This is a genomic window from Mesorhizobium sp. WSM4820, assembly GCF_055811075.1.
This window is the reverse complement of record NZ_JBVVQN010000005.1, coordinates 216,422-237,587: the sequence shown is the minus strand read 5'-3', so window position 1 is coordinate 237,587 and position 21,166 is coordinate 216,422. Positions and strand designations below refer to the sequence as shown.

Annotated in this window: 22 protein-coding genes; 16 read left to right on the top strand and 6 right to left on the bottom strand. The window is 63.1% G+C overall.

What is annotated here, in order from left to right; all coding sequences use genetic code 11:
- Positions 1–68 precede the first annotated feature (68 nt).
- The 4 genes from AC0L2R_RS11025 to AC0L2R_RS11010 form a co-directional block, all read right to left on the bottom strand.
- Positions 69–863, bottom strand: coding sequence for an ATP-binding cassette domain-containing protein (locus AC0L2R_RS11025; protein ID WP_287049588.1), 795 nt, complete (start codon positions 861–863; stop codon positions 69–71).
- A 3-nt stretch (positions 864–866) separates the two neighbouring features.
- Positions 867–1,853 carry an ABC transporter permease gene (locus AC0L2R_RS11020; RefSeq protein ID WP_473508811.1) on the bottom strand — a complete coding sequence of 329 codons (987 nt, stop codon included), beginning with the start codon at positions 1,851–1,853 and terminating at the stop codon, positions 867–869.
- Positions 1,854–1,976: 123 nt separating this feature from the next.
- Entirely contained in the window at positions 1,977–2,909 is a 933-nt protein-coding gene (locus AC0L2R_RS11015) for a substrate-binding domain-containing protein (RefSeq protein ID WP_473508810.1), read from the bottom strand.
- Positions 2,910–3,165: 256 nt separating this feature from the next.
- A complete protein-coding gene (locus AC0L2R_RS11010) occupies positions 3,166–4,323 on the bottom strand; it encodes a fumarylacetoacetate hydrolase family protein (protein WP_473508809.1) in 1,158 nt (385 codons plus the stop codon).
- 260 nt (positions 4,324–4,583) lie between these two features.
- On the opposite strand from AC0L2R_RS11010, the gene AC0L2R_RS11005 reads away from it, so the two are divergent.
- The 7 genes from AC0L2R_RS11005 to AC0L2R_RS10975 all read left to right on the top strand — a co-directional run bounded on the left by AC0L2R_RS11005 (position 4,584) and on the right by AC0L2R_RS10975 (position 12,160).
- Positions 4,584–5,867 (top strand): NAD(P)/FAD-dependent oxidoreductase, encoded by a 1,284-nt coding sequence (locus tag AC0L2R_RS11005; protein WP_473508808.1) that lies wholly within the window; start codon positions 4,584–4,586, stop codon positions 5,865–5,867.
- 85 nt (positions 5,868–5,952) lie between these two features.
- Positions 5,953–6,840, top strand: a complete 888-nt coding sequence (locus AC0L2R_RS11000; protein ID WP_473508807.1) for an ABC transporter permease — start codon at positions 5,953–5,955, stop codon at positions 6,838–6,840.
- Complete coding sequence (locus AC0L2R_RS10995; RefSeq protein ID WP_473508806.1) at positions 6,837–7,715, top strand: ABC transporter permease; 879 nt, start codon at positions 6,837–6,839, stop codon at positions 7,713–7,715. The genes AC0L2R_RS11000 and AC0L2R_RS10995 overlap by 4 nt, the downstream gene beginning before the upstream one ends.
- A complete protein-coding gene (locus AC0L2R_RS10990; RefSeq protein ID WP_473508805.1) occupies positions 7,700–8,770 on the top strand; it encodes an ABC transporter substrate-binding protein in 1,071 nt (356 codons plus the stop codon). Before AC0L2R_RS10995 ends, AC0L2R_RS10990 begins: the two co-directional genes overlap by 16 nt.
- 239 nt (positions 8,771–9,009) lie before the next feature.
- Entirely contained in the window at positions 9,010–9,618 is a 609-nt protein-coding gene (locus AC0L2R_RS10985) for a cupin domain-containing protein (RefSeq protein ID WP_473508804.1), read from the top strand.
- Complete coding sequence (locus AC0L2R_RS10980; protein WP_473508803.1) at positions 9,608–10,693, top strand: ABC transporter ATP-binding protein; 1,086 nt, start codon at positions 9,608–9,610, stop codon at positions 10,691–10,693. Before AC0L2R_RS10985 ends, AC0L2R_RS10980 begins: the two co-directional genes overlap by 11 nt.
- Before the next feature lie 39 nt (positions 10,694–10,732).
- The gene (locus tag AC0L2R_RS10975; RefSeq protein WP_473508802.1) at positions 10,733–12,160 is read left to right on the top strand and encodes an aldehyde dehydrogenase family protein; all 1,428 of its coding nucleotides are present in this window, start codon (positions 10,733–10,735) and stop codon (positions 12,158–12,160) included.
- A gap of 57 nt (positions 12,161–12,217) precedes the next feature.
- On the opposite strand, the gene AC0L2R_RS10970 is transcribed toward AC0L2R_RS10975, so the two are convergent.
- Complete coding sequence (locus tag AC0L2R_RS10970; protein ID WP_128167736.1) at positions 12,218–12,910, bottom strand: FadR/GntR family transcriptional regulator; 693 nt, start codon at positions 12,908–12,910, stop codon at positions 12,218–12,220.
- 178 nt (positions 12,911–13,088) lie between these two features.
- Between AC0L2R_RS10970 and AC0L2R_RS10965 the strand changes: the two genes are divergently transcribed.
- The 7 genes from AC0L2R_RS10965 to AC0L2R_RS10935 are packed head-to-tail and all read left to right on the top strand — an operon-like array spanning position 13,089 to position 19,703.
- Positions 13,089–14,084: an ABC transporter substrate-binding protein gene (locus AC0L2R_RS10965; protein WP_473474898.1), complete on the top strand. Its 996-nt coding sequence runs from the start codon at positions 13,089–13,091 to the stop codon at positions 14,082–14,084.
- Between the two features lie 12 nt (positions 14,085–14,096).
- On the top strand, positions 14,097–14,924 hold the full coding sequence (locus tag AC0L2R_RS10960) for an ABC transporter permease (RefSeq protein ID WP_023799435.1): 828 nt from the start codon (positions 14,097–14,099) through the stop codon (positions 14,922–14,924).
- A gap of 1 nt (position 14,925) precedes the next feature.
- The gene (locus AC0L2R_RS10955; protein WP_473508801.1) at positions 14,926–15,729 is read left to right on the top strand and encodes an ABC transporter ATP-binding protein; all 804 of its coding nucleotides are present in this window, start codon (positions 14,926–14,928) and stop codon (positions 15,727–15,729) included.
- 6 nt (positions 15,730–15,735) lie between these two features.
- A complete protein-coding gene (locus AC0L2R_RS10950) occupies positions 15,736–16,491 on the top strand; it encodes an ABC transporter permease (RefSeq protein ID WP_473508800.1) in 756 nt (251 codons plus the stop codon).
- 2 nt (positions 16,492–16,493) lie between these two features.
- Positions 16,494–17,192, top strand: a complete 699-nt coding sequence (locus tag AC0L2R_RS10945; protein WP_473508966.1) for a fumarylacetoacetate hydrolase family protein — start codon at positions 16,494–16,496, stop codon at positions 17,190–17,192.
- The gene (locus tag AC0L2R_RS10940) at positions 17,185–18,720 is read left to right on the top strand and encodes an acyl--CoA ligase (RefSeq protein ID WP_473508799.1); all 1,536 of its coding nucleotides are present in this window, start codon (positions 17,185–17,187) and stop codon (positions 18,718–18,720) included. The genes AC0L2R_RS10945 and AC0L2R_RS10940 overlap by 8 nt, the downstream gene beginning before the upstream one ends.
- Positions 18,720–19,703 carry a 2-dehydropantoate 2-reductase gene (locus tag AC0L2R_RS10935; RefSeq protein WP_473508798.1) on the top strand — a complete coding sequence of 328 codons (984 nt, stop codon included), beginning with the start codon at positions 18,720–18,722 and terminating at the stop codon, positions 19,701–19,703. Before AC0L2R_RS10940 ends, AC0L2R_RS10935 begins: the two co-directional genes overlap by 1 nt.
- A gap of 71 nt (positions 19,704–19,774) precedes the next feature.
- Here the strand turns inward: AC0L2R_RS10935 and AC0L2R_RS10930 are convergent, their stop codons facing one another.
- The gene (locus AC0L2R_RS10930; RefSeq protein WP_473508797.1) at positions 19,775–20,041 is read right to left on the bottom strand and encodes an AbrB/MazE/SpoVT family DNA-binding domain-containing protein; all 267 of its coding nucleotides are present in this window, start codon (positions 20,039–20,041) and stop codon (positions 19,775–19,777) included.
- Positions 20,042–20,264: 223 nt separating this feature from the next.
- Here AC0L2R_RS10930 and AC0L2R_RS10925 point away from each other — a divergent pair, with 223 nt between their 5' ends.
- Positions 20,265–20,618 (top strand): SnoaL-like domain-containing protein, encoded by a 354-nt coding sequence (locus tag AC0L2R_RS10925; protein WP_473508796.1) that lies wholly within the window; start codon positions 20,265–20,267, stop codon positions 20,616–20,618.
- A gap of 189 nt (positions 20,619–20,807) precedes the next feature.
- A complete protein-coding gene (locus AC0L2R_RS10920) occupies positions 20,808–21,164 on the top strand; it encodes an ArsC family reductase (RefSeq protein ID WP_473508795.1) in 357 nt (118 codons plus the stop codon).
- Positions 21,165–21,166: the final 2 nt, after the last annotated feature.

Below are 21,166 nucleotides of genomic sequence, written 5' to 3'. Positions count from 1 at the left end.
GTCGCAGTCATAGGAGCCGATGTGATCCTGTGCCAGAGATACGGCCAACCCGGCTTCCAACTGGCCACTCAGCCTTGTGGTTGCTTCCCCTGCACGATGGCGTCACGGATCTCCTTGTCGGACATGCCGGTGATGATCCGTTCGACTTCCGCGACGTTGGTGTTCTTCGGATCGATATCGTCGGCAACCACCTTGCCGCGGCGCATGACGACGATGCGGTCGACCACCTGGAAGACATGATGGATGTTGTGGGCGATGAAGATGCAGGAATGGCCCGAATCGCGGGCGCTGCGCACGAAGCTCAGCACACCTTGCGTCTCGGCGACGCCGAGATTGTTGGTCGGCTCGTCGAGGATGATGAGGTCGCTGTCGAAATGCATGGCGCGCGCGATTGCCACGGCCTGCCGCTCGCCGCCGGAGAGCGAGCCGATTGGTGTGGTCGGCGGGATGTCCTTCGAGATGCCGACCTGCTTGAGCAGGTTCCGGGCGACCACGTTCATCGCCTCCTGGTCCATACGGTTGAGGAAACGCGGCGGCTTGATCGGCTCGCGCCCGAGGAACAGGTTGCGCGCGATCGACAATTGCGTGACCAGTGCGGAGTCCTGGTAGATCGTCTCGATGCCGTGGGCGATGGCGTCGCTGGTGCTGCGCAAGTCCACCTTCTTGCCGCGGATGAAGATGTCGCCGCTGGTCAGCGGGACCGCACCCGACAAGACCTTGATCAGCGTCGACTTGCCGGCGCCATTGTCGCCGAGCAGACCGACGATCTCCCTTTCGTTGACATGGAAATTGGCGTCCACCAGCGCCTGCACGCGCCCGTAGGACTTGCGGATGTTTTCCATGCGGACAAGCGGCTCAGCCATGGTTCAAGTCCCCGCCTGATGCCGGCGTTCCAGCCATGAATGGAGCGCCATCATGCCGAGGATGATCGCGCCGATGAAGATGTTGTAGGCAAGCCCAGGCACGCCGATCAGCACGATGCCGTTGCGCATCACGCGCAGGATCAGGATGCCGAGCACGGTACCGATGATGGTGCCGCGTCCGCCGGTCAGCGCCGTGCCGCCGATCACCACCATGGCGATGACTTCGAGCTCGTAGCCAGTGCCGCTGTTCGGGTTGGCCGCCGAAGTGCGCAGCGAGCTGATGACGCCGGCAAGCGAAGCCATGATCGACGACAGGATGAACAGGCCGATCTTGACGCCGCTGACATTGACGCCGCGCGCCCTTGCCGCATTGGGGTTGCCGCCGGCCGCCTGGATCCAGTTGCCGGTCCGGCTCTGCGTCAGCACGTAGCCAAGTGCGATCGCGGCTGTGATGAACCAGAACAGCGACATGTAGATGCGGAACGGCCCGATGAAGAAATCACCGACCAGCGCCTCGGCGAGCCAGCTGCCTTCGGCGCTCCAGGTCCGTTGCGGAAATCCGCTGGTGACGAACAGAGCGGTGCCGCGCACCACCAGCAGCATGCCGAGCGTCACCAGGAAGGATGGAATCTTGAGTTGCGTCACGAACCAGCCATTGACCAGCCCGATGAAGGCGGCAACCAGCAAGGCCAACACGAAGCCGGCCTCCAGCGAGGTGAGGCCGCTGTTGAAGAGCGTCCACATCAAGACGGGCGAGAAACCGAACAGCGAACCGACGGAGAGGTCGAATTCGCCTGAAGTCATCAACAGCGTCATCGCCAGCGCGATCAGGCCGAGCTCGACCGTGAAGGCGAGTATGTTGCTGATGTTCTGCGGTGACAGGAAGTCGTGGTTGAACCCCCAGAACACCGCGAGCTCGACCACAAGCAGCACGAAGGGCCCGAATTCCGGCCTGGCGATCGAGCGTTGGATGATGGAACTGTTTTCCACGTTGGACCCGCGACATGGTTGGAACTGGCCAAGCCCGGCGCCGCATGAGGCGGTTCGAGGCTCAGCGGGATGATGGGGATGATCGCTGCGGCAAGCGCCGCCGCGACCATCCCGATCGCGGTTTTATTTGCCGGACAGGATGTCGTCGTAGACCTGCGCGGTGTCCTTTTCGTACAGCGCGCCGGTGATCACGTCGAAGCCGGGCGGAATGCCGCTGGCGGCCATGTTGGCGATCGAAAGCGCCACATAGCTGGTCGCCTGCGGATCCTGCCACTGCGCGGCATTGACGTAGCCGGTCAGAACCTCCTGGGTGGTGTCGAGCGAGTTGCCCCAGCCGACGACCGGGATTTCGCCCGGCTTGATGCCGGCCTGGTCGAACACCCGCTTGATCGAGCCGGTCACCAGGTCGCCAAGACCGATGATCGCCTTGACCTTGGCCCTGTTGGCGGTGAGATAGTCGACCATGCGGTTGATTGCTTCGGCCTGGTCGAGCGTGGCTTCGGTGATTTCATAGGTGATGCCGAACGGCTCGAAGACGCTCTTGATGCCCTCTTCTTCCTGGACGCCATAGGTGGCGCCGGGGATTTCAACCGGCATCCAGACAAAATCGCCCTTCTTCACCAGGCCCTTGTCGACCAGATACTGAGCCCAGTTCTTGCCGAAGGTGACGTTGTCGCCGCCGACATAGGCGTTGAAGTCCGCCTTCGGATCGGGCGTGTTGAAGTTGATGATCGGGATGTTTGCCGCTCGTGCCTCCTTGACGAGCTCGATAAGGCTGCCCGGGTCAGGGCTGGTGGTGGTGATGCCGTCGGCCTTTGCCGCGATGGCGGCGCGAACAGCCTCCTGCTGGGACGACACGTCGCCATTGTGGAACGAGGTGTTGACGGTGTTGCCGGTGTCCGTCGCCCATTGCTTGGCGCCGGCGAGGAAGTAGGTCCAGACCGGGTCGGCCGGGCCGCCATGCGAAATCCAGTAGAAGGTCTTGGCCTGTGCCGCCGCCGGAATCGCCAGCGCCACGATCAAGCCGAATACAAATAGTCGTAGCCTCGTCAGCATTTGATTTCCTCCCATTTTGAAAACGTCCTCCAGCTCCGGCGACGATCACGGCAAGCCTGACCGTATTCTTGCCAGCGGCGATCTGGATGCATCAGAGCATCCGCTTTTTCGATCAATGGCAAGCCTCCATTTGCCAGTGGTAGTTGGCGCACGACCACGCGCCATCAGCCATCCCATCAGATCGCATCAGTTTGGCTGATATCTTTTGCGGCAAGCGGTACGCGGCGCCGAAGACGAGGCGCAGGCGGGACGGAAGCTAGATCAGGTCGGCCCTGGCAAGGTCGCGCATGAGATGGCTGGCGCCGTAGGTCCAGTGGGGACAGTCGGGCGACAGCCGCACCCGGTTGATCAGGGCGCCGAATTTCTCCGATGAGATGGTGACGATGTCGCCGACCTTGTGCGTGAAGCCCTTGCCCTTTTCGCCGCGGTCCTTCGACGGCACAAACATGGTGCCGAGATAGAGCGCCAGCCCGTCCGGATATTGGTGATGCGGACCCATGGCGGCGGCGACCAGCTCTTCCGGCGAGCGGCTGATCTCGGCCATCGAGCTGGCGCCCTCCAGCGAGAAACCGTCCTCGCCCTCGACCTTCAGCCGCACGGTGGCCTGCTTCACCTCCTCGATGGTAAAGTTATCGTCGAACAGCCGGATGAACGGGCCGAGCGCGGCCGAGGCGTTGTTGTCCTTGGCCTTGCCGAGCAACAGCGCCGAGCGCCCCTCGACGTCGCGCAGATTGACGTCGTTGCCGAGCGTAGCACCGACGATTTTGCCGCTGCCGGCGGCGATCATGGCGATCTCCGGCTCCGGATTGTTCCAGGTGGAGACCGGATGCAGGCCGACATCGGCGCCGAAGCCGACCGACGCCATCGGCTGGCATTTGGTGAAGATTTCGGCGTCGGGGCCGATGCCCACTTCCAGATATTGCGACCAGGCGCCGCGCTGGATCAGCTTGGCCTTGATCTCCATCGCCTCCGGCGAGCCTGGCTTGAGCTTCGACAGATCGTGGCCGATCAGCCCGGCAATGTCGGCGCGAATGGCGTCTGCCTTCTCGGCCGAGCCGCGCGCCTGCTCCTCGATGACCCGTTCGAGCAGGCTGACGACGAAGGTGACGCCCGATGCCTTGATCGCCTGCAGGTCGACCGGAGAGAGCAGGTATGGTTTTTGCGGATCGCGCGCGGCCTGGAAACTGTTGGCGGCGATTGCATCGAGCGATCCGATCGGTTCGCCCGCGGCGGCGTGGACGTAGCCTGCTGGATCCGGCATCTCGCAGACATCGCGCACGGTTGGTGCCATGCTGGAGGTGATGTCGAAGACCGTGCCGCCGCGTACCGTGACCACCAGCGGATGCGATGCTTCGCTCGTCCGGGCGCGGCCGATGAAGAGGCCCTCGTCGGGCAGGAGGGTGGCGTTCGTCATGGCTTGCGGTCCTCTGCTATCTTGTTCTGCGTCGTCCCTGCGGACCGATGGTTCATCAAAAGCCTGGCCGCGGCGGCGGCACTTTCAACAAATTCCCGACAAAGGTCTATCCCGTTCCTCGCGGTCGAGCCCCTGCGCTGCATTTCGCAGTGGCGGACGCCTTCCTCTTCAATCCCCCCTGATGCCGAGATCAAAGGCTCTTTCAAAATCATGAAATCGTCACTAGGATTTTCATTTGACGAAGTACATTCAGGTGACTCTTGCCCCTACCGTTTTCCGATCCGATCTGGCGGAAGCCGCCGGCGGCCCCTGCGTTCCGGTCGCTTTTTCCCGGCCGCCAGCGTGCCGGTGTCGTCATTGTCGGTGGCGGGATTCTCGGTCTGTCGACAGCCTTGCATGCAGCCCGGTTCGGCCTTGCCGTGCAGGTGCTGGAAGCCGGCGAAATCGGCCAAGGCGCATCGGGTCTGAATGGCGGTCAGGTCATCCCCGGCCTGAAGTATGATCCGGAATGGCTGCTGGAGCATTTTGGCCTCGAACGCGGTGAGATCCTCGTCAATTTTGCCGCCTCAACGGCGGACGCCGTCTTCGAATTGATCCGCGACGAGAAACTGGCGGTGCCGTTCGTCCGCAACGGCTGGATCCAGGCAGCGCACACCGAGACGGCGCTGGAGGCGGCGGCGAACAGGGACCGGCAGTGGCGGAACCGTGGCGCCGATGTCCGGCTTCTGAGCCAGACCGAGATCGCCGCGTTGACTGGCGCGCAGGGCTATCTCGGTGGCTGGCTCGACCGCCGGGCCGGCGTGATTGATCCGCTTGCCTATACGTCGGAACTCGCACGGATCGCCTCGGCCGCGGGCGTGAAGATCGCCGAACACCAGAAGGTGATGCGCCTCGATTACAACGCCGGCATTTGGCGCATCTCGACGGAGGGCGGCGCCGAATTGCAGGCGAAGGCGGTCATTCTGGCGACGAACGCCTATACCGGCGACCTGCTTCCCGGTCTCGCCGAGACGATCGTTCCGCTGCACTCCTTCCAGATCGCGACAGCACCGCTGCCGCCCGATCTGGCGGCCGGGATTCTACCGGAACGGCAAGCAGTATCGGACTCACGTCGCATCCTCGTTTATTACCGCAAGAGTGCCGACGGGCGGCTGGTGCTCGGCGGGCGCGGCCGAATGGCGCTGCCGACCAGCGAAAGTGATTGGGCGCATCTCGAGCGCGCGCTGCTCCGGCTGTATCCGGCGCTATCCGGAGTCGCCATCGAAAAGCGCTGGTTTGGCGGGGTGGCGATGACGCCGGATCACCTCCCGCATATCCACGAGCCTCAGCAGGGCCTGATGGCCGTGGTCGGCTGCCAGGGCCGTGGCGTCGGCCTCATGACCGCGCTTGGCGAGCGCATTGCTGGCTATCTGGCGAGCGGCGACGCCAGGCAATTGCCGTTCCCGGTCTCGCCGATCCGGCCGATCCCATTCCACGTCTTTCGGCAGGTCGGCGTCGCCGCGACGATCGCCTGGTATCGTATGCTGGATGCATTCGAGCGCTGATTTTATGCCGATGCAGGAATCAGCTTGACAGTTTCACGATTCTGAAAAATTCTTAAGTGATTTCAAATTTCGATGGGCAACCCCGATGTCGACCATCGTTGCAAGGCAGCCGCTGCCGGAGTCCCGGTCCTCGACGGGTTTCCGGTTGGCCATGCTGCTGCCGGGCGGGCTGGTCACCTTCTTCCTGATCCTGTTTGCCCTCGGCCTCGTGGTTTTCCTTGCCCTTCGCGGCAATGACGGTTCGCTGCTGGGCTACGGCTTCACTTTTGCGAATTTCATCACCGTGGCATCCGACCCGCTGTACTGGACGGTAACGCTGCGCTCGCTGGCCATTGCCGGCCTGGTGACGCTGGCGACGGTCGTCACCGCCTATCCCGTCGCCTACTACCTGGCCTTCCATGCCGGACGGCGGCGCGGGCTGCTGCTGTTTCTGGTGACGCTGCCGTTCTGGACCAGCTATCTCTTGCGCGTTTTCGCCTGGAAGATCGTGCTTGCCTACAATGGCGTGCTGAATTCGGCGCTCATCGAAAGCGGCATCTGGTCCGAACCGACACTGGCGTTTCTCAACACGCCGGCCGCCGTCGTCGTCACGCTGGCTCACGCCTATGCGCCGTTCGCCATCCTGCCTATCTATGTGGCGCTGGACACGATCCCGAAATCGCTGCTCGAAGCTGCTTCCGATCTCGGCGCCAGACCGTTCACCAGCTTTCGCCGCGTCGTGCTGCCGAATTCGATGCCGGGGGTGCTGGCGGCGGCTCTCGTCGTCTTCGTGCCGACGGTCGGCGATTATGTCACCCCCGCGCTGGTCGGCGGCCCTGCCAGCACCATGATCGGCTCGCTGATCCAGGCCCAGTTCGGCAAGGCAAATGACTGGCCGTTCGGCGCAGCACTCGCCGTTGCCGTCATGCTGGTCATCCTTGCCGTGGTGCTGGTCGTGCGTTCCGCCGACCGCAGATTTGGCAGCCGGACATGAGCGCCGCGCGGAAAGACGCTAAGAAAGGTGGGAGTTGGCTCGGCGCCTACGTCCTTGTCTACCTGGTATTCCTCTATTTGCCGATCTCGCTGATCCCGCTGTTCTCCTTCAACGATTCGATCCAGGCGGCGTTTCCGCTGCAAGGCTTCACGTTTGAATGGTACACGACGCTGTCCGGCAATTCGGCGCTGTCCGGCGCGCTTGCCAACAGCTTGGTCATCGGTGCAATTGCCGCCACCGGTGCCACGCTCTGCGGCATCACCGTGTCCTACATGGATCTCTTCGGCCGTTCGCCGCTTGCCTTTACGATCAGCGCCATCGCGCGGCTGCCGATCCTGATCCCCGGCGTCATCGTCGGCATCTCGCTGCTGATCCTGGTCAACCTCATTGGCTTCGGGCCGTCACGCACCGCCATCGTGCTCGGCCACATATTGGTGGCGCTGCCGACGACGGTGGTGATCATGAAAAGCCGCTTCGCCGCTATCCCCAAGACCATCCACGAGGCGGCACTCGATCTCGGCGCCTCCGACTTGACGACATTCAGGCGGGTCATGCTGCCGCTCAGCCTGCCCGCCATTGTATCAGCGTTCATGCTGGCCTTCCTGACCTCATTCGACGAGTTCATCGTCGCCTTCTTCCTCGCCGGCACCGAACCGACCTTACCGCTTTATATCTGGAGCCAGCTGCGTTTCCCGAAATCGCTGCCGACCGTCATGGCACTGGGCACGGCCATCCTGGCCGTGTCCTTCGTCATCGCGGCAATTGCCGAAATCCTGCGCCATCGCGGGCTCGCCGCCGCTCAGCGGCCAGTGCCCGCCAACCTGTCCAAACCAGAAGAAACCGAAAGAGGAGAACTGCAATGGCATTCGACCTGAAATCGATAAATCGCAAGACAGTCCAAGCCGGATTGGCAGCCTTCGCGCTGGCGCTTTCGTCTACCGTCGCGCTTGCGGCCGACAAGCTGCAATATTTCACCTGGTCGGGCTACGAACTTCCCGACTTCAACAAGAGCTTCCTCGCCGCACACCCCGATGGCGTCGAGGCCTCGATGTTCGGCGACGACGATGACGCCTTCACCAAGGTCAAGGCCGGTTTCCGTCCTGACGTCGCGCATCCCTGCTACGACAAGGTGGCGCGCTGGAACAAGGAAGGCCTGCTGCAGCCGATCGACACCAAGCGCATCAAGAACTGGGATTCGATCTTTCCGGTTTTCAAGAACCTGCCCGACCTGCAGGCCGGCGACGGCAAAGTCTGGATGGTGCCGTGGGACTGGGGCAACACCTCGATCCTTTACCGCACCGATCTGGTGAAGAACCCGGAGCCAAGCTGGAATCTTTTGTGGGACAAGCAATATGCCGGGCGCATGGCGACGATCGATGCCGTCCACGACACGCCGGTGGTGGCGGCGCTTCTCGCCGGTGTCAATCCGTTCGACATGACGCCGGAACAGATGGAAAAGGTGGCTGAAAAACTGCGCGAGCAGCGCCCGCTGCTCTCCAACTACACCACCGACATGACCTCGGTGGAACAGGCGCTGGCGAGCGGCCAGTTGGTCGCCGCCATGACCTGGAACGCGTCGGCCACCTCGCTGAAGAAGCAGGGCGTGCCGGTCGAGTTCATGAAGCCTAGGGAAGGCATGCTGACCTGGTCGTGCGGCTTCGTCATGCTCAAGGACGCCAAGAATGTCGACCTCGCCTATGATTTCATCAACAGCCGGCTGGAGACGGATTCGGGAAAATACCTGATTCAGACCTATGGTTACGGCAGCTCAAACAGCTCGGCCTTCGCCGGGGTGCCGAAGGAGGAACTGGAAAAGCTGCAACTGCCGTCCGATCCGGAAGTGATACTGAAGACTACCGTCTTCACCGGGCCGATGAAACAGAATGACGAACTCGCCAAGATGTTCGAGAAGGTCAAGGCAGGCGGCTGAGTTCGCTCTTCCTTCTCCCCTTGTGGGAGAAGGTGGCCGAGCCCACGGGTCTTGCCTTCGGCAAGCCCGAGGACAGGCTCAGCTCCGTCGGATGAGGGGTGGTCCAGCTCGGCACAACCGCGCTCCGGCCAGCACCCCTCAACCGTCTCGGCGCGCGCCGATCCACCTTCTCCCACAAGGGGAGAAGGGAGAACCGCGAAGCGCCGCTCCAGGATACCGAAAACGAGGTCGGGAAACAGATGGATGTACTGGACCAAGCGGCTGAAAAGCTGAAAGACGACGCCGATGTGCGGGTCGGCCGGCGCGTGCGGGCGCTCAGGCTGGAACGCAGTCTTTCGCTGGCCGAGCTTGCCGCCAAGGCCGGCGTTTCGATCGGTGCGCTCAGCCAGATCGAGCGCGGCTTGTCCTCGCTTCGCGTCAAGGTGATCTGGCCGCTCGCCGCCGCTCTCGACATCGAGCCGTCGGCGCTGATTGCTGACGGCAACAATGCCGTCAGCGATCTCTATTGCGTGCGCGCCAACAGTCGGCGCCAGATCCCGGTGAAGTCGGAAGGCATTGCCAAGGCGCTGCTGTCGCCGCCGGCCGCTACGCTCACCGGCATGCTGGTGACGGTAGAAGCCGGTGGCGGCACCGTCGAAGCCTACGCCCATCCCGGCCACGAATTCGGTTTCATCTTGTCGGGCGAGGTCGAACTCGTGATCGATTCAACCACCTACGGGCTGAAGACCGGCGACAGCTTCGCCTTCAAAAGCACCTTGCTGCATGCCTTCCGCAATCCGGGCACCGAGCGCTGCCAGATCCTCTGGGTCAACACGACCAAAGCGTCCGAGGTCCGCGATGGCGCCTGATCCTCTCGTCCGGCTGGATGCGGTATCGAAGATTTTCCCCGGCGGCATCGTCGGTCTCGACGCCGTCGATCTCGACATCGCCCGCGGCGAGTTCCTGACCTTGCTCGGCCCATCTGGCTGCGGCAAGACCACTAGCCTGCGGGTGATCGCAGGATTTGAAAGCCCATCCAACGGACGGGTGCTGCTCGACGGCCGTGACGTTACTTCGCTGCGGCCGTTCGACCGTCCCGTCAACACCGTGTTCCAGGACTATGCGCTGTTTCCGCACATGGACGTCGCCGAAAATGTCGGCTTCGGCCTGTCGCTGCGCAAGCTTTCCGGGGCAGAACAGGCAAAGCGCGTCGGCGAAGCGCTCGACATGGTTGGCCTTGCCGAGAAGCTCGGCGCCCGCGTGTCCGAATTGTCGGGCGGCCAGCGTCAGCGCGTCGCGCTTGCCCGTGCGATTGTCTGCGAACCACGTGTGCTGCTGCTCGACGAGCCGCTGTCGGCGCTCGATGCGCATCTGCGCGAACAGATGCAGGTCGAATTGAAGCGGCTGCAGTCGCGGCTCGGCACCACCTTCGTCATGGTCACCCACGACCAGACCGAGGCGCTGTCGATCTCCGACCGTATCGTCGTCATGAACAAGGGCCGCATCGAGCAGATCGCACCGCCGGCCACGCTCTACGACCGGCCCGCCACAAAATTCGTCGCCAGTTTCATCGGCACGATGAACCTGCTGCAGTCGCGCTTTGTCGGCCGTGACGGCGATCGGTTGCGTTTCAGCGCCGGCGCCCTGCCGCTCGAAGCCACATCGGAAACCGGCGAAGTGCCGGGAGAAGGCGCGGTGCGAACCATCGGAGTGCGTCCGGAGGATCTTTTGGCGGCGACCGAAGCAGCGATCGGCACCGCGCCGGTGCGGGTGAGCAGCATCGTCTTTCACGGCCGCACCTTGCGCCTGCACGCCGAATTGGGGCAGGGGATACCGGTGGTGATCGATGCGCCACGCCGGGCGGAAGGTTTTCAATTCCGCGTCGGCGACGTGGCGCATATCAGCCTGCGCCGCGGCGCTAACTGCCCTATGCTGCCCAGCTAATCCGACCCTCATCCTTTCCAGAAAACCGGAGCACTACCCATGAGCAATCACCTGAACTTCTTTATCGACGGAAAGTGGGTCGCGCCCGTGGTGCCGGCGACGCTGGATGTGATCGATCCGTCCACCGAAGAGGCCTACACCAAAATCTCCGTCGGCTCGAAGGCCGATGTGGATCGCGCCGTGGCGGCGGCGAAGGCGGCCTTTCCGGCCTTTTCGCAAACCAGCAAGGCCGAGCGCCTGAAGCTGCTGAAGCGCATCCTCGAAGTCTACAACGAGCGCTACGAGGACATCGCCCAGGCTGTCAGCCAGGAGATGGGCGCGCCGATCACCTGGGCGCGCGAGGCGCAGGCATGGGCGGGCAGGGCTCATATGGAGTCCACCATCAAGGCGCTGGAGGATTACGAATTCAGCGAGAAGCGCGGCGCCACCATGGTGGTCAAGGAGCCGATCGGCGTCTGCGCGCTGATCACGCCGTGGAACTGGCCGCTTAACCAGATCGTCTGCAAGGTGGCGCCGGCGATCGCCGCCGGCTGCACGGTCATGCTGAAGCCTTCCGAGATCGCGCCGATCAGCGGCATCGTCTTTTCGGAAGTGATGGAAGCGGCCGGCACGCCGAAGGGGGTCTACAACATGGTCAACGGCACCGGTCCGGATGTCGGACAGGTCATGGCCGGACATCCCGATGTCGACATGGTTTCCTTCACCGGCTCGACCCGGGCCGGCATCATCGTCGCCAAGACGGCGGCCGAGACGGTCAAGCGCGTGGCGCAGGAACTCGGCGGCAAATCGCCCAACATCGTGCTTGCCGATGCCGACTTCGAGAGAGCCGTGCGCAAGGGCGTCAACGCCTGTTTCGGCAACAGCGGCCAGTCCTGCGACGCGCCGACGCGCATGCTGGTGCCGGCCGCCCGCCACGATGAGGCGCTGGCGATCGCCAAGAAGGCGGCCGAGGCGCACAAGGTCGGCGATCCGCGCTCGGAAGAGACCAGGCTCGGGCCGGTGGTCAGCAACATCCAGTTCGACAAGATCCAGCGGCTGATCGAGGCCGGCATCGCCGAGGGTGCAACGCTGGTCGCCGGCGGTCCCGGCCGGCCGGAGCATCTTAATCGCGGTTATTACGTGCGGCCGACGGTCTTCGGCCACGTCACGCCGGGCATGACCATCGAGAAGGAGGAGATTTTTGGGCCGGTGCTTTCGGTCATCTCCTATGATGACGACGATGACGCGGTGAAAATCGCCAACGACACCGTCTATGGCCTAGCCGCCTATGTGCAATCAGGGGATGTCGACCACGCGCGAAAAGTCGCCGGCCGGCTGCGCGCCGGGCAGGTCTCGATCAACTATCCGGAGTGGGACACCTTCGCGCCGTTCGGCGGCTACAAGCAATCCGGCAACGGCCGCGAATATGCCGATTGGGCGATCCACGATTTCCTCGAGATCAAGGGCATCATCGGCTACGGCGCGTAGGGCTTAACCCGAACAGCGCCGCGCATCCAAGAAGGTCGCTGTAGCGGGTCATCTGAGCTATTCGGCGGCTTCGCGGACAGGGATCAGGCGCCGCTCGACTTGTTGGAGATGCAGGCGCATCGCTGCCGCCGCACCGCCGAGGTCACGCTCGGCGATCGCCTCGACGATCCGTTCATGGTCGGCGAAGCTGTGATGGTCTGCCGGAGGACGGACGCCTTCTGAACGGAGACGTCCCCAGACCACGGTGCGGCGCACGGCGTTCAGCACGTCGAACAGGCCGAGCAGAACATTGTTGCGGCTCGCCTGCGCAATCTGCCGGTGGAGCAGATTGTCGACATTCTCATATTGCCGCCATGTGACGGCTTCCCGCGTCTGCACCAGCGATTGCCGCATCGCGGCGATATCCGAAAGCGTGGCGTGCAGCGCCGCTTCGCGCGCAATCTCCGGCTCGAGGATGAGCCGTGCGCGCATCACATCGGCCGGATTGGTGCGCCCGGCGATTTCCGAAATGCCGATCGTCTCCTCGACCGGCCCGCTGCCGACGAAGGTGCCCCTGCCGACGTGACGCCAGATGCGGCCGTCCTTCTCGAGAACCGCCAGCGCCTTGCGGAGATCGCCGCGCGATACGCCGAGGCTCTCCGACAGTTCCCGCTCGGCAGGCAGCCGCGTCTCACCGGCATGATCCATCTGGGCAAGATAGGCCTGCAGCTGAACCAAGGCGGCGTGGCCGCCATTACCGGGATCGTCCATCAATTTAACCAATCCGCATATGATTTCCCTTTGTCGGTGTTAAAACGATTAGCTCAAACCGTCAACTGCCGAGTTTTCTGGGCACGCCCGTTCGATACGGTGCAGTTTCTCCTTGACCAATCCGTCCCGTAGTCTTAACCAATCAAGGAAATGGTTACAAAAAACGGGAGGAATGACAATGGCCGGCGTGTCCAGACGTACCATCCTTGCCACCGCTTTCGCCGCGGTCCTGGCATGTGCAGCGCCCTTGTCGGCCGCAAATGCGGGCGACATGCGCATCGCATTCGGCGACCTTCCGGGCATTGAATCCATTCAGACGCTCGCCGCGATAGAGCGGGCCAAGGAGCGCGGCGTGAATGTCGAGCTCATTGTTCTCAATGACGAGGATCTGGCTGCCCAGGCCATTGTCGGCGGCCAGGCCGATGTCGGCATTGGCGCGCCCTATACCTTGATCCAGAAGGTCGGCGTGCCGATCCGCATTTTCGCGCAGATATCGACGCTGCGCTTCTTTCCCGTCGTCAACAGCGAATTCTACAAGGAATGGAAGGATCTCGACGGGCAGGAGGTCGCCGTGCAGGCGCGCGGCTCCGGCACCGAGGCGGTCATGCTGCTGATGGCGAAAAACCACGGCATCAAGCTCGGCAACATCAGCTATGTCCCGGGTTCCGAGGTTCGCCGCAATGCGCTGCTCCAAGGGACCATCAAGGCGTCGATCGTCGATGCCGCCAACAGGCGCGCGCTCGAGGCCGAAGCCCCCGGCAAGTTCATCGTCTTGCCGGTCGAGGATCTCGGCGCCTCGGACGAAGCGCTTTTCGCGACCGCGGACTATCTGAAGAACAACGCCGCCGACGTCGACATCCTGGTCGAGGAACTGATGAAGACCGCGCGCGAGATCACCGCGAACCCCGCGGTCGCGGTCGAGCTTCGCAACAAATACAAACTGCTGCCGGATCTCGGCGCTGAAGCCGACAGCGAAATCACCGAATACTACAAGGAAACCGCGGAAGCTGGCAGTCTTGCGCTGAACGGCGGCGGAGCCGATGCGGCCAAGGACGACTTTGCCTTCTTCAGCCTTGCCGGCCAGATCGAAGGCGATCCCGCCAGCCTCAAGGTCGAGGACTTCTGGGACGTCTCCGCAATCGACCGCGCCGTCGCCAAGCTCGGCAAGAAATAGGCGGCCTGCCGGATGGCCGTAAGCATCAGAACCGACGGCGAGGCTGCCGGCCTCGCTCCTCTTTCCAATCGCAGCGCAACGGGCGCATCGTGGGACCAGCCGGTCCTGCTTAGGCTGGTGTCGATCGCCCTGTTCGCGGGAATCTGGGAGGTGGCTGGGCGCATTCCGGTCAGCTTCGCCTTCCCGACCTTTTCCGACACGGTCGTCGCGTTCTTCGGACTGCTCGCCGACGGCAGCCTGGCGACCGCCTACCTTTCGACGCTGCAGCCGCTGGTGCTTGGCGTTGTCCTGTCGGCGTTCCTGGGTGTCGGCCTCGGCACGATCTGTGGTCTGTGGCGCACCGGCGAATGGCTGGTGATCCCCGTGTTCATCGTGCTTCAGGCAGCACCGGTCGCCGCCTTCATTCCGATGGTCACCTTTGTCTACGGAATAGGCATGACCGCCAAGACGCTCGCCGTCATGATCCTGGCGCTGCCGGTCATCGTGCTCAACACCTACAAGGCCGTGCGCAACGTCAACGAGTCGCTGCTGGTCATGTGCCGATCCTTCCTCGGCACCCGCTGGCAGACCGTCGCCAAGATCATCCTTCCGGACGCCAGCCCGGTGATTTTTGCCGGCTTGCGCCTCGGCGTCGCTGCCGGCTTCGTCGGCGTGGTGCTCGCCGAACTGCTGATCACCCCGACCGGCATCGGCGACCTCATCACCTTCCACCGCTCGCGCGCCGACTACGCCGAGATGTACGCAACAATCGCCTCGATCATTGCGCTTTCCACCCTGACGCTCGTCTTTCTGCAGTGGGTGGAAGTCCGCGTTTTCAGGCCCGAGAGCAGAGGTGCTTAAGATGGGCGCGACCGCATTGCGAAATGGACCGTCGCCGGTTCCCGCACCGATCGATTCAATCGTGGAAGTGAGGGGAATCTCCAAGACCTACGGCAATGTCGAGGCGCTGCGCGGCATCGACCTCGACTTTCCCAGGGGCAAGCTGACCAGCCTTCTCGGACCCAGCGGCTGCGGAAAGACGACGCTGCTGAAGATCATAGCGGGGCTGATACGGGCCGATGGCGGCACCGTCGCGATCAACGGCAAGCACGTCACCGCACCCGGCCCCGAACGCGCTTTCGTGTTCCAGGATTTTGCGCTGATGCCGTGGGCGACGGTGATGCGCAACGTGGCCTTCGGACTGGAGTTGCGCGGCACCAACAAGGCCGAGCGCGAGGAGATCGCCCGACGCTACATCGCCGAGGTGGGTCTCGCCGGCTTCGAGGACAAATACCCGCACGAACTGTCGGGCGGCATGCGCCAGCGCGTCGGCCTGGCGCGAGCCTTGTCGGTCGATGCCGACGTCCTGCTGCTCGATGAACCGTTTTCGGCGGTCGACGAGCAGAACCGGCGGAAATTCCAGGAAGACCTGATCCGGCTGCGCACCAACCAGAACAAGACCTTCATCTTCGTGACGCACTCGATCGAGGAAGCGGTCTACATCTCCGACCGCATCGTCTTGCTGTCGCCGAGACCCGGCCGGGTTTCGCAGATCATCGAACCGGAAATCGATCGCTCCGGCGACCCCGAGCGCATCCATCGCGACAGGCACTATCTCGATACTGTCGAGGAGATCTGGCAGGGGCTGAAGCAGTATGTGGAGTGAGCGGCCGTGACCTTGTTTGGCCACCGTGTGCCCATGATGGCGTCCCTGCTGGTCTGGTGCGTCGTATGGGAAATCGTCGGCCGGCTCGACCTTGTCTTTCTGCTGCCGCCGTTTAGCGACGTGCTGGTTGCAGCGGTCAGCCTGGTGCAGACGCCGTCCTGGCAGAGCGCGACAGTCACGACCCTTCGCGCCTTCGCGACGGGCATGGCCCTGTCGATCGTTGTCGGCGTGCCATTGGGTATCCTGATGGGACGCGTCAAGATCGCCGACGACCTGCTCGGCATGTGGGTCAACATCTTTTCAAGCGCACCGCTCTCGGCGATCGTCCCGGTGCTGATGATCCTGTTCGGCTTCGGCGAGAAGACGATCGTTGCGGCGGTGTTCCTGTTTGCGATCTGGATCATCGTTCTCGACACCCGCGCCGGGGTCCGTCATATCTCGCCGTCGCTGATCGAGATGGCGCGTTCCTACGGCGCCTCGCGCCCGGCGCTCTATAGCAAGATCATCCTGTGGGCGGCCCTTCCGGAAATCTTTGCCGGCATTCGCCTCGGCCTCATACGCGGCGTCAAGGGCGTCGTCATCGGCCAGTTGCTCGTCGCCATCGTCGGCTACGGTGCACTGTTCGAAACCTTCTCGCGAAATTTCCGCATGGCCGAATTCTGGGCCTTGACCATCATCCTTTTTGCCTTCGCCCTGCTGATCGCCGAACTGATCGAACGGGCCGAAGCCAAGGTCGAATACTACGCAGGAGCAAGACAGTGAACATGCACGGCACGACTTCAAGCTACGTCATCGAACCAACCGCAATCCCGAGCATCCCGGTGGCGGGAACCGACAAGATGTTTCCGGTGCACCGGGTCTATTGCGTCGGGCGGAACTATGCCGCGCATGCCGTCGAGATGGGACACGACCCCAACAAGGAGCCGCCATTCTTCTTCCAGAAGAACCCCGACAACCTCGATACGACAGGAGAATTTCCGTACCCTCCGGCCTCCAACGATGTTCATCACGAGATCGAAATGGTCGTGGCGCTGAAGAGCGGCGGTACCGACATCCCGGTCGAAAAGGCTCTGGACTGCGTGTTCGGTTATGGCGTAGGTCTCGATATGACGCGGCGCGACCTGCAAGGGAAGGCGAAGGACATGGGCCGTCCATGGGAGGTCGGCAAGGCTTTCGAGGCATCGGCGCCATGCACGCCATTGGTTCCGGCAAGCTCGACCGGCCATCCCAGCCAGGGCGCGATCTGGCTGGACGTCAATGGTCAGCGAAAGCAGACCGGCGACCTCAACCAGATGATTTGGAAGGTTCCGGAAATGATCAGCTATCTGTCAGGTCTGTTCACGCTGATGCCGGGGGACATCATTCTTTCCGGCACGCCGGCGGGCGTCGGCGCGATCGTGCGCGGTGACGTTCTTCGCGGTCATATCGATGGCGTCGGCGACCTAGAGGTTCGCGTTGTCTGAAGCAGCCTCGATCATTGAGCGGCTTGCCGCCGGAGCCGACGATGCGCCGGCGATTTCGGCACCCGACAGGATCACGCTCACGCATGGCGGGCTGCGCCAGCTGATCTCCGAGACGGCAGCGCAATTGCATGCACTGGGCCTCGGCTGTGGCGACCGGGTGGCCATCGTGCTGCCGAACGGGCCGGAGATGGCGACGGCCTTTGTCGCGGTGGCGGCGGCGGCGTCGACGGCGCCGCTCAATCCGGCCTACCGGGCCGACGAGCTCGATTTCTATCTCTCCGACATCGGCGCCAAGGCGATCCTCGTCGCCGAAGACGAAAGCGGCCCGGCGGTGACCGTGGCCGAGCGCCTCGGCATAGCGGTGCTCAGGCTCACGGCACTGCGTGACGCGCCAGCCGGCAGTTTTGAGATCAAGGGCAAACCGGTTGGTCCGTCTGTTTCGCCGGGCCTGGCTGAAGACGGCGACATCGCGCTGTTGCTGCACACGTCCGGCACCACGTCACGACCCAAGCTGGTGCCGCTCAGCCACGCCAATCTCGCCGCCTCGGCCGCTCATATCGGCGCGACGCTCGGTCTGACGGCCGGCGATCGTTGCCTCAACATCATGCCGCTGTTCCACATCCATGGGTTGATCGCGGCGGTGCTGTCCTCGCTCGCCGCCGGCGGCAGCGTCTTCTGCACGCCGGGTTTCAACGCGCTGCGCTTCTTCCATTGGCTGGGCGAGGCGCGGCCGAGCTGGTACACGGCCGTGCCGACTATGCATCAGGCGATACTGCCGCGCGCAACGCGCAATGCCGAGGCATTGGCCGACGCGCCTCTTCGCTTCATCCGCTCGTCCTCGGCATCGCTGCCGCCGCAAGTGATGGCCGAGCTTGAGGCGACCTTCGGCTGCCCGGTGATCGAATCCTACGGCATGACCGAGGCCGCGCACCAGATGGCTTCGAACCGGCTGCCGCCGGGCCTGCGCAAGCCGGGCAGCGTCGGCGCCGCGGCCGGACCGGAGGTGGCGGTGATGGCGCCGGACGGGCAATTGCTGCAGCCCGGTGACACCGGCGAGATCGTCATTCGCGGGCCTAATGTCACCGCGGGCTACGAGAACAATCCGGACGCCAATGCCACGGCTTTTGCGCATGGCTGGTTTCATACCGGCGACCAGGGCGTGCTCGATGAAGACTTCTATCTGCGCGTCACCGGCCGGCTCAAGGAGATCATTAACCGCGGCGGCGAGAAGATCTCGCCGCTCGAGGTCGACGACGTGCTGATGGACCATCCGGCGGTGGCGCAGGTCGTCACCTTCGCCACGCCGCACGACAAGCTCGGCGAGGAGGTCGCGGCTGCGATCGTGCTGCGCGAGGGCATGGCCGCCACAGAAGGCGAAATCCGCAGCTTTGCCGCGACACGGCTTGCCGACTTCAAGGTGCCGCGCATTGTCCTGATCCTGGACGAAATCCCGAAGGGCGCGACCGGCAAGCTGCAGCGCATCGGCCTCGCGGCCAAACTCGGTCTTGCAAAACCTGGGCTGGGATAATGCGGATCAGCATTTTTGGCGCCGGCGCGATCGGCGGCTATCTCGCGGCCAAGCTTGCCATGGCCGGCCGCGTCGATCTGTCGATCGTGGCGCGCGGCGCGCATCTCGACGCGATCATGGCAAACGGGCTCCGCCTGATCGAAGACGGTCATGAATCCGTCGCCTCGGTCAGGGCCGCCGCGCAGGCGCAGGAGCTAGGCGCCCAGGATTATGTCGTGCTGGCGCTCAAGGCCCATTCGGTTGCGCCAGCGCTCGACCAGATCGCGCCGCTGCTGGGCGAGGGGACGGCCGTCGTCACCATGCAGAACGGCGTGCCTTGGTGGTATTTCCACAGCATCGGCGGGCCGCTCGAAGGCACGCGGTTGCAAGCGGTGGATCCCGGCGGGCTGATCTGGGACCGGCTTGGGCCGGATCGCGTCATCGGCTCGGTCGTCTATCCCGCGGCCGAGGTGGATGCGCCCGGCCTGGTCCGCCATATCGAGGGAAAGCGGTTCTCGCTTGGCGAGCCCTCGGGCGAGAAGAGCGAGCGTGTCACGCGGCTTGCCGAGGAGATGATTGCGGCGGGGCTGCAGGCGCCGGTTCGCGATGACATCCGCAGCGAGATCTGGGTGAAGCTGTGGGGCAATCTCTCCTTCAACCCGATTTCCGCGCTGACCGGCAGCACGCTTGCGGCAATTGTTGCCGACGAGGCCACCCGCACGCTCTCCCGCACCATGATGCTGGAGGCGCAGGCGATCGGCGAAAGCCTCGGCGTTCGTTTCCCGATCTCGGTCGACCGCCGCATCAAGGGCGCCGGCGACGTCGGCGAGCACAAGACCTCCATGCTGCAGGATCTTGAGCGTGGCCGGCCGATGGAGATCGATGCGCTGGTGACGGCGGTCCAGGAGCTTGGCCGGCTGACCGCCCAGCCGACGCCGACCATCGACAGCCTGCTGGCGCTGGTGCGCCGCCTCGCCATCGAGCGCGGCTGCTATCCGGTGTGAGACAATTTTATCAGGCGCTCGCCTTTAGGAGGCGGGTGGAATGCCCTTTACATTCGTATCAGCCGTGATCTTCATTCCTTGCCGGCCCCGGCGGCCGCACCAGCCTCGGCAATTGCCTCATTGATTTCCTCAATAGTGAGAACCTGGCCATTCGTCTTGCCTTTCAGGAAGCCATGAAGGTCCCGAAACGATCCCTTCGGCTGCGATGCCCTTAGCTCTGCCCGGCCATCCGGCAGCAAATCCAGTTCGATTTTTTCTCCCGGCTTGATGCCGAGGTGTTGAAGCACTTCTTTCCGAAAAGTGACTTGCCCCCGTGCTGTTACGGTCAGTGTCGTCATGGCAGAATCTCCTGAGTAAAACAGACATAATGCAAAACTGCATTACATTCGAGCGCCGGCCTTCCCCGGCCGGCTCGATCTCCACTTGACTCTCCAGTTTGTTCCTGTTTTGTTCACGCGTTCGTCGCATCATAATTGGTTGAGGGCAGGGGCTGGCACGCGCTATTCATCGTGGCAGGCCAGCAAGTGCCCTACTTGGAATTAGTCTGAACAGGAGGAACATATGACCACCGCGGAAATTGCCAAGGATTTCACAGATCTGCTCAAGCAGGGTCAAAACGATGTTGCGGCTGAGAAGTACAATGCCGACGACATCGTCAGCTACGAAGCGATGGAAGGGCCGATGGCCGTCTGCCGTGGCAAGGAAGCCGTGAGGCAGAAGGGCCAGTGGTGGGAAGAGAACCACGAAGTTCATGGCGGCGCGGTCGAGGGCCCATATGTCAACGGCGACCAGTTCGCAGTGCGCTTCAAGTTTGACATAACGCCCAAGGCTACAGGCGAGCGTGTCAGCATGGATGAGGTTGGTCTGTACACGGTCAAGAACGGCAAAATTGCCGAAGAGCGCTTCTATTATTGAGGCTGAAACCGGATTTCGGAAGCTCTGTCACTCGCTGCATCGTTGGTGATCAGGCATGGCGGCCAGGACGATGCCCTGGCCGCCATGTGAGCAAGCTCAAATCCTCTTCACATATGGCAGCTGGCAATGCTTGAACGGTGGTTTAGGGTGCGGCAGATTCGATGAGCGACCAGCCCGAGGGCCAAAATATTGACGATCACCATGTACGGCATCACCAATTGCGACACGATCAAAAAGGCGCGCATCTGGCTGGAAAGCCACGATGTCGCCTATCGTTTTCACGACTACAGGGTCGAGGGGCTGGAGGCGGATAGGCTCGACGGCTGGTCCGGCAAGGTCGGCTGGGAAACCCTGCTCAACAAGTCGAGCACGACGTTTCGCGAACTGTCGGACACGGACAGGCTGAGCCTCGACGAGAGGAAGGCCAAGGCGCTGATGCTGGCCAAACCGACGATGATCAAGCGGCCGGTCCTCGATCTCGGCGATCGTATCCTCGTCGGCTTCAAGCCTGATGTCTATCAGCAGGCGGTAGGTGGGTTGAAGTAGCC

What these genes read in the sequence shown, in the direction of transcription:
- AC0L2R_RS11025 (WP_287049588.1), bottom strand. Translation starts at nt 863, where the DNA reads ATGGCTGAGCCGCTTGTCCGCATGGAAAACATCCGCAAGTCCTACGGG.
- AC0L2R_RS11015 (WP_473508810.1), bottom strand. Translation starts at nt 2,909, where the DNA reads ATGCTGACGAGGCTACGACTATTTGTATTCGGCTTGATCGTGGCGCTG.
- AC0L2R_RS11010 (WP_473508809.1), bottom strand. Translation starts at nt 4,323, where the DNA reads ATGACGAACGCCACCCTCCTGCCCGACGAGGGCCTCTTCATCGGCCGC.
- AC0L2R_RS11000 (WP_473508807.1), top strand. Translation starts at nt 5,953, where the DNA reads ATGTCGACCATCGTTGCAAGGCAGCCGCTGCCGGAGTCCCGGTCCTCG.
- AC0L2R_RS10995 (WP_473508806.1), top strand. Translation starts at nt 6,837, where the DNA reads ATGAGCGCCGCGCGGAAAGACGCTAAGAAAGGTGGGAGTTGGCTCGGC.
- AC0L2R_RS10990 (WP_473508805.1), top strand. Translation starts at nt 7,700, where the DNA reads ATGGCATTCGACCTGAAATCGATAAATCGCAAGACAGTCCAAGCCGGA.
- AC0L2R_RS10985 (WP_473508804.1), top strand. Translation starts at nt 9,010, where the DNA reads ATGGATGTACTGGACCAAGCGGCTGAAAAGCTGAAAGACGACGCCGAT.
- AC0L2R_RS10980 (WP_473508803.1), top strand. Translation starts at nt 9,608, where the DNA reads ATGGCGCCTGATCCTCTCGTCCGGCTGGATGCGGTATCGAAGATTTTC.
- AC0L2R_RS10975 (WP_473508802.1), top strand. Translation starts at nt 10,733, where the DNA reads ATGAGCAATCACCTGAACTTCTTTATCGACGGAAAGTGGGTCGCGCCC.
- AC0L2R_RS10970 (WP_128167736.1), bottom strand. Translation starts at nt 12,910, where the DNA reads ATGGACGATCCCGGTAATGGCGGCCACGCCGCCTTGGTTCAGCTGCAG.
- AC0L2R_RS10965 (WP_473474898.1), top strand. Translation starts at nt 13,089, where the DNA reads ATGGCCGGCGTGTCCAGACGTACCATCCTTGCCACCGCTTTCGCCGCG.
- AC0L2R_RS10960 (WP_023799435.1), top strand. Translation starts at nt 14,097, where the DNA reads ATGGCCGTAAGCATCAGAACCGACGGCGAGGCTGCCGGCCTCGCTCCT.
- AC0L2R_RS10955 (WP_473508801.1), top strand. Translation starts at nt 14,926, where the DNA reads ATGGGCGCGACCGCATTGCGAAATGGACCGTCGCCGGTTCCCGCACCG.
- AC0L2R_RS10945 (WP_473508966.1), top strand. Translation starts at nt 16,494, where the DNA reads ATGCACGGCACGACTTCAAGCTACGTCATCGAACCAACCGCAATCCCG.
- AC0L2R_RS10935 (WP_473508798.1), top strand. Translation starts at nt 18,720, where the DNA reads ATGCGGATCAGCATTTTTGGCGCCGGCGCGATCGGCGGCTATCTCGCG.
- AC0L2R_RS10930 (WP_473508797.1), bottom strand. Translation starts at nt 20,041, where the DNA reads ATGACGACACTGACCGTAACAGCACGGGGGCAAGTCACTTTTCGGAAA.
- AC0L2R_RS10925 (WP_473508796.1), top strand. Translation starts at nt 20,265, where the DNA reads ATGACCACCGCGGAAATTGCCAAGGATTTCACAGATCTGCTCAAGCAG.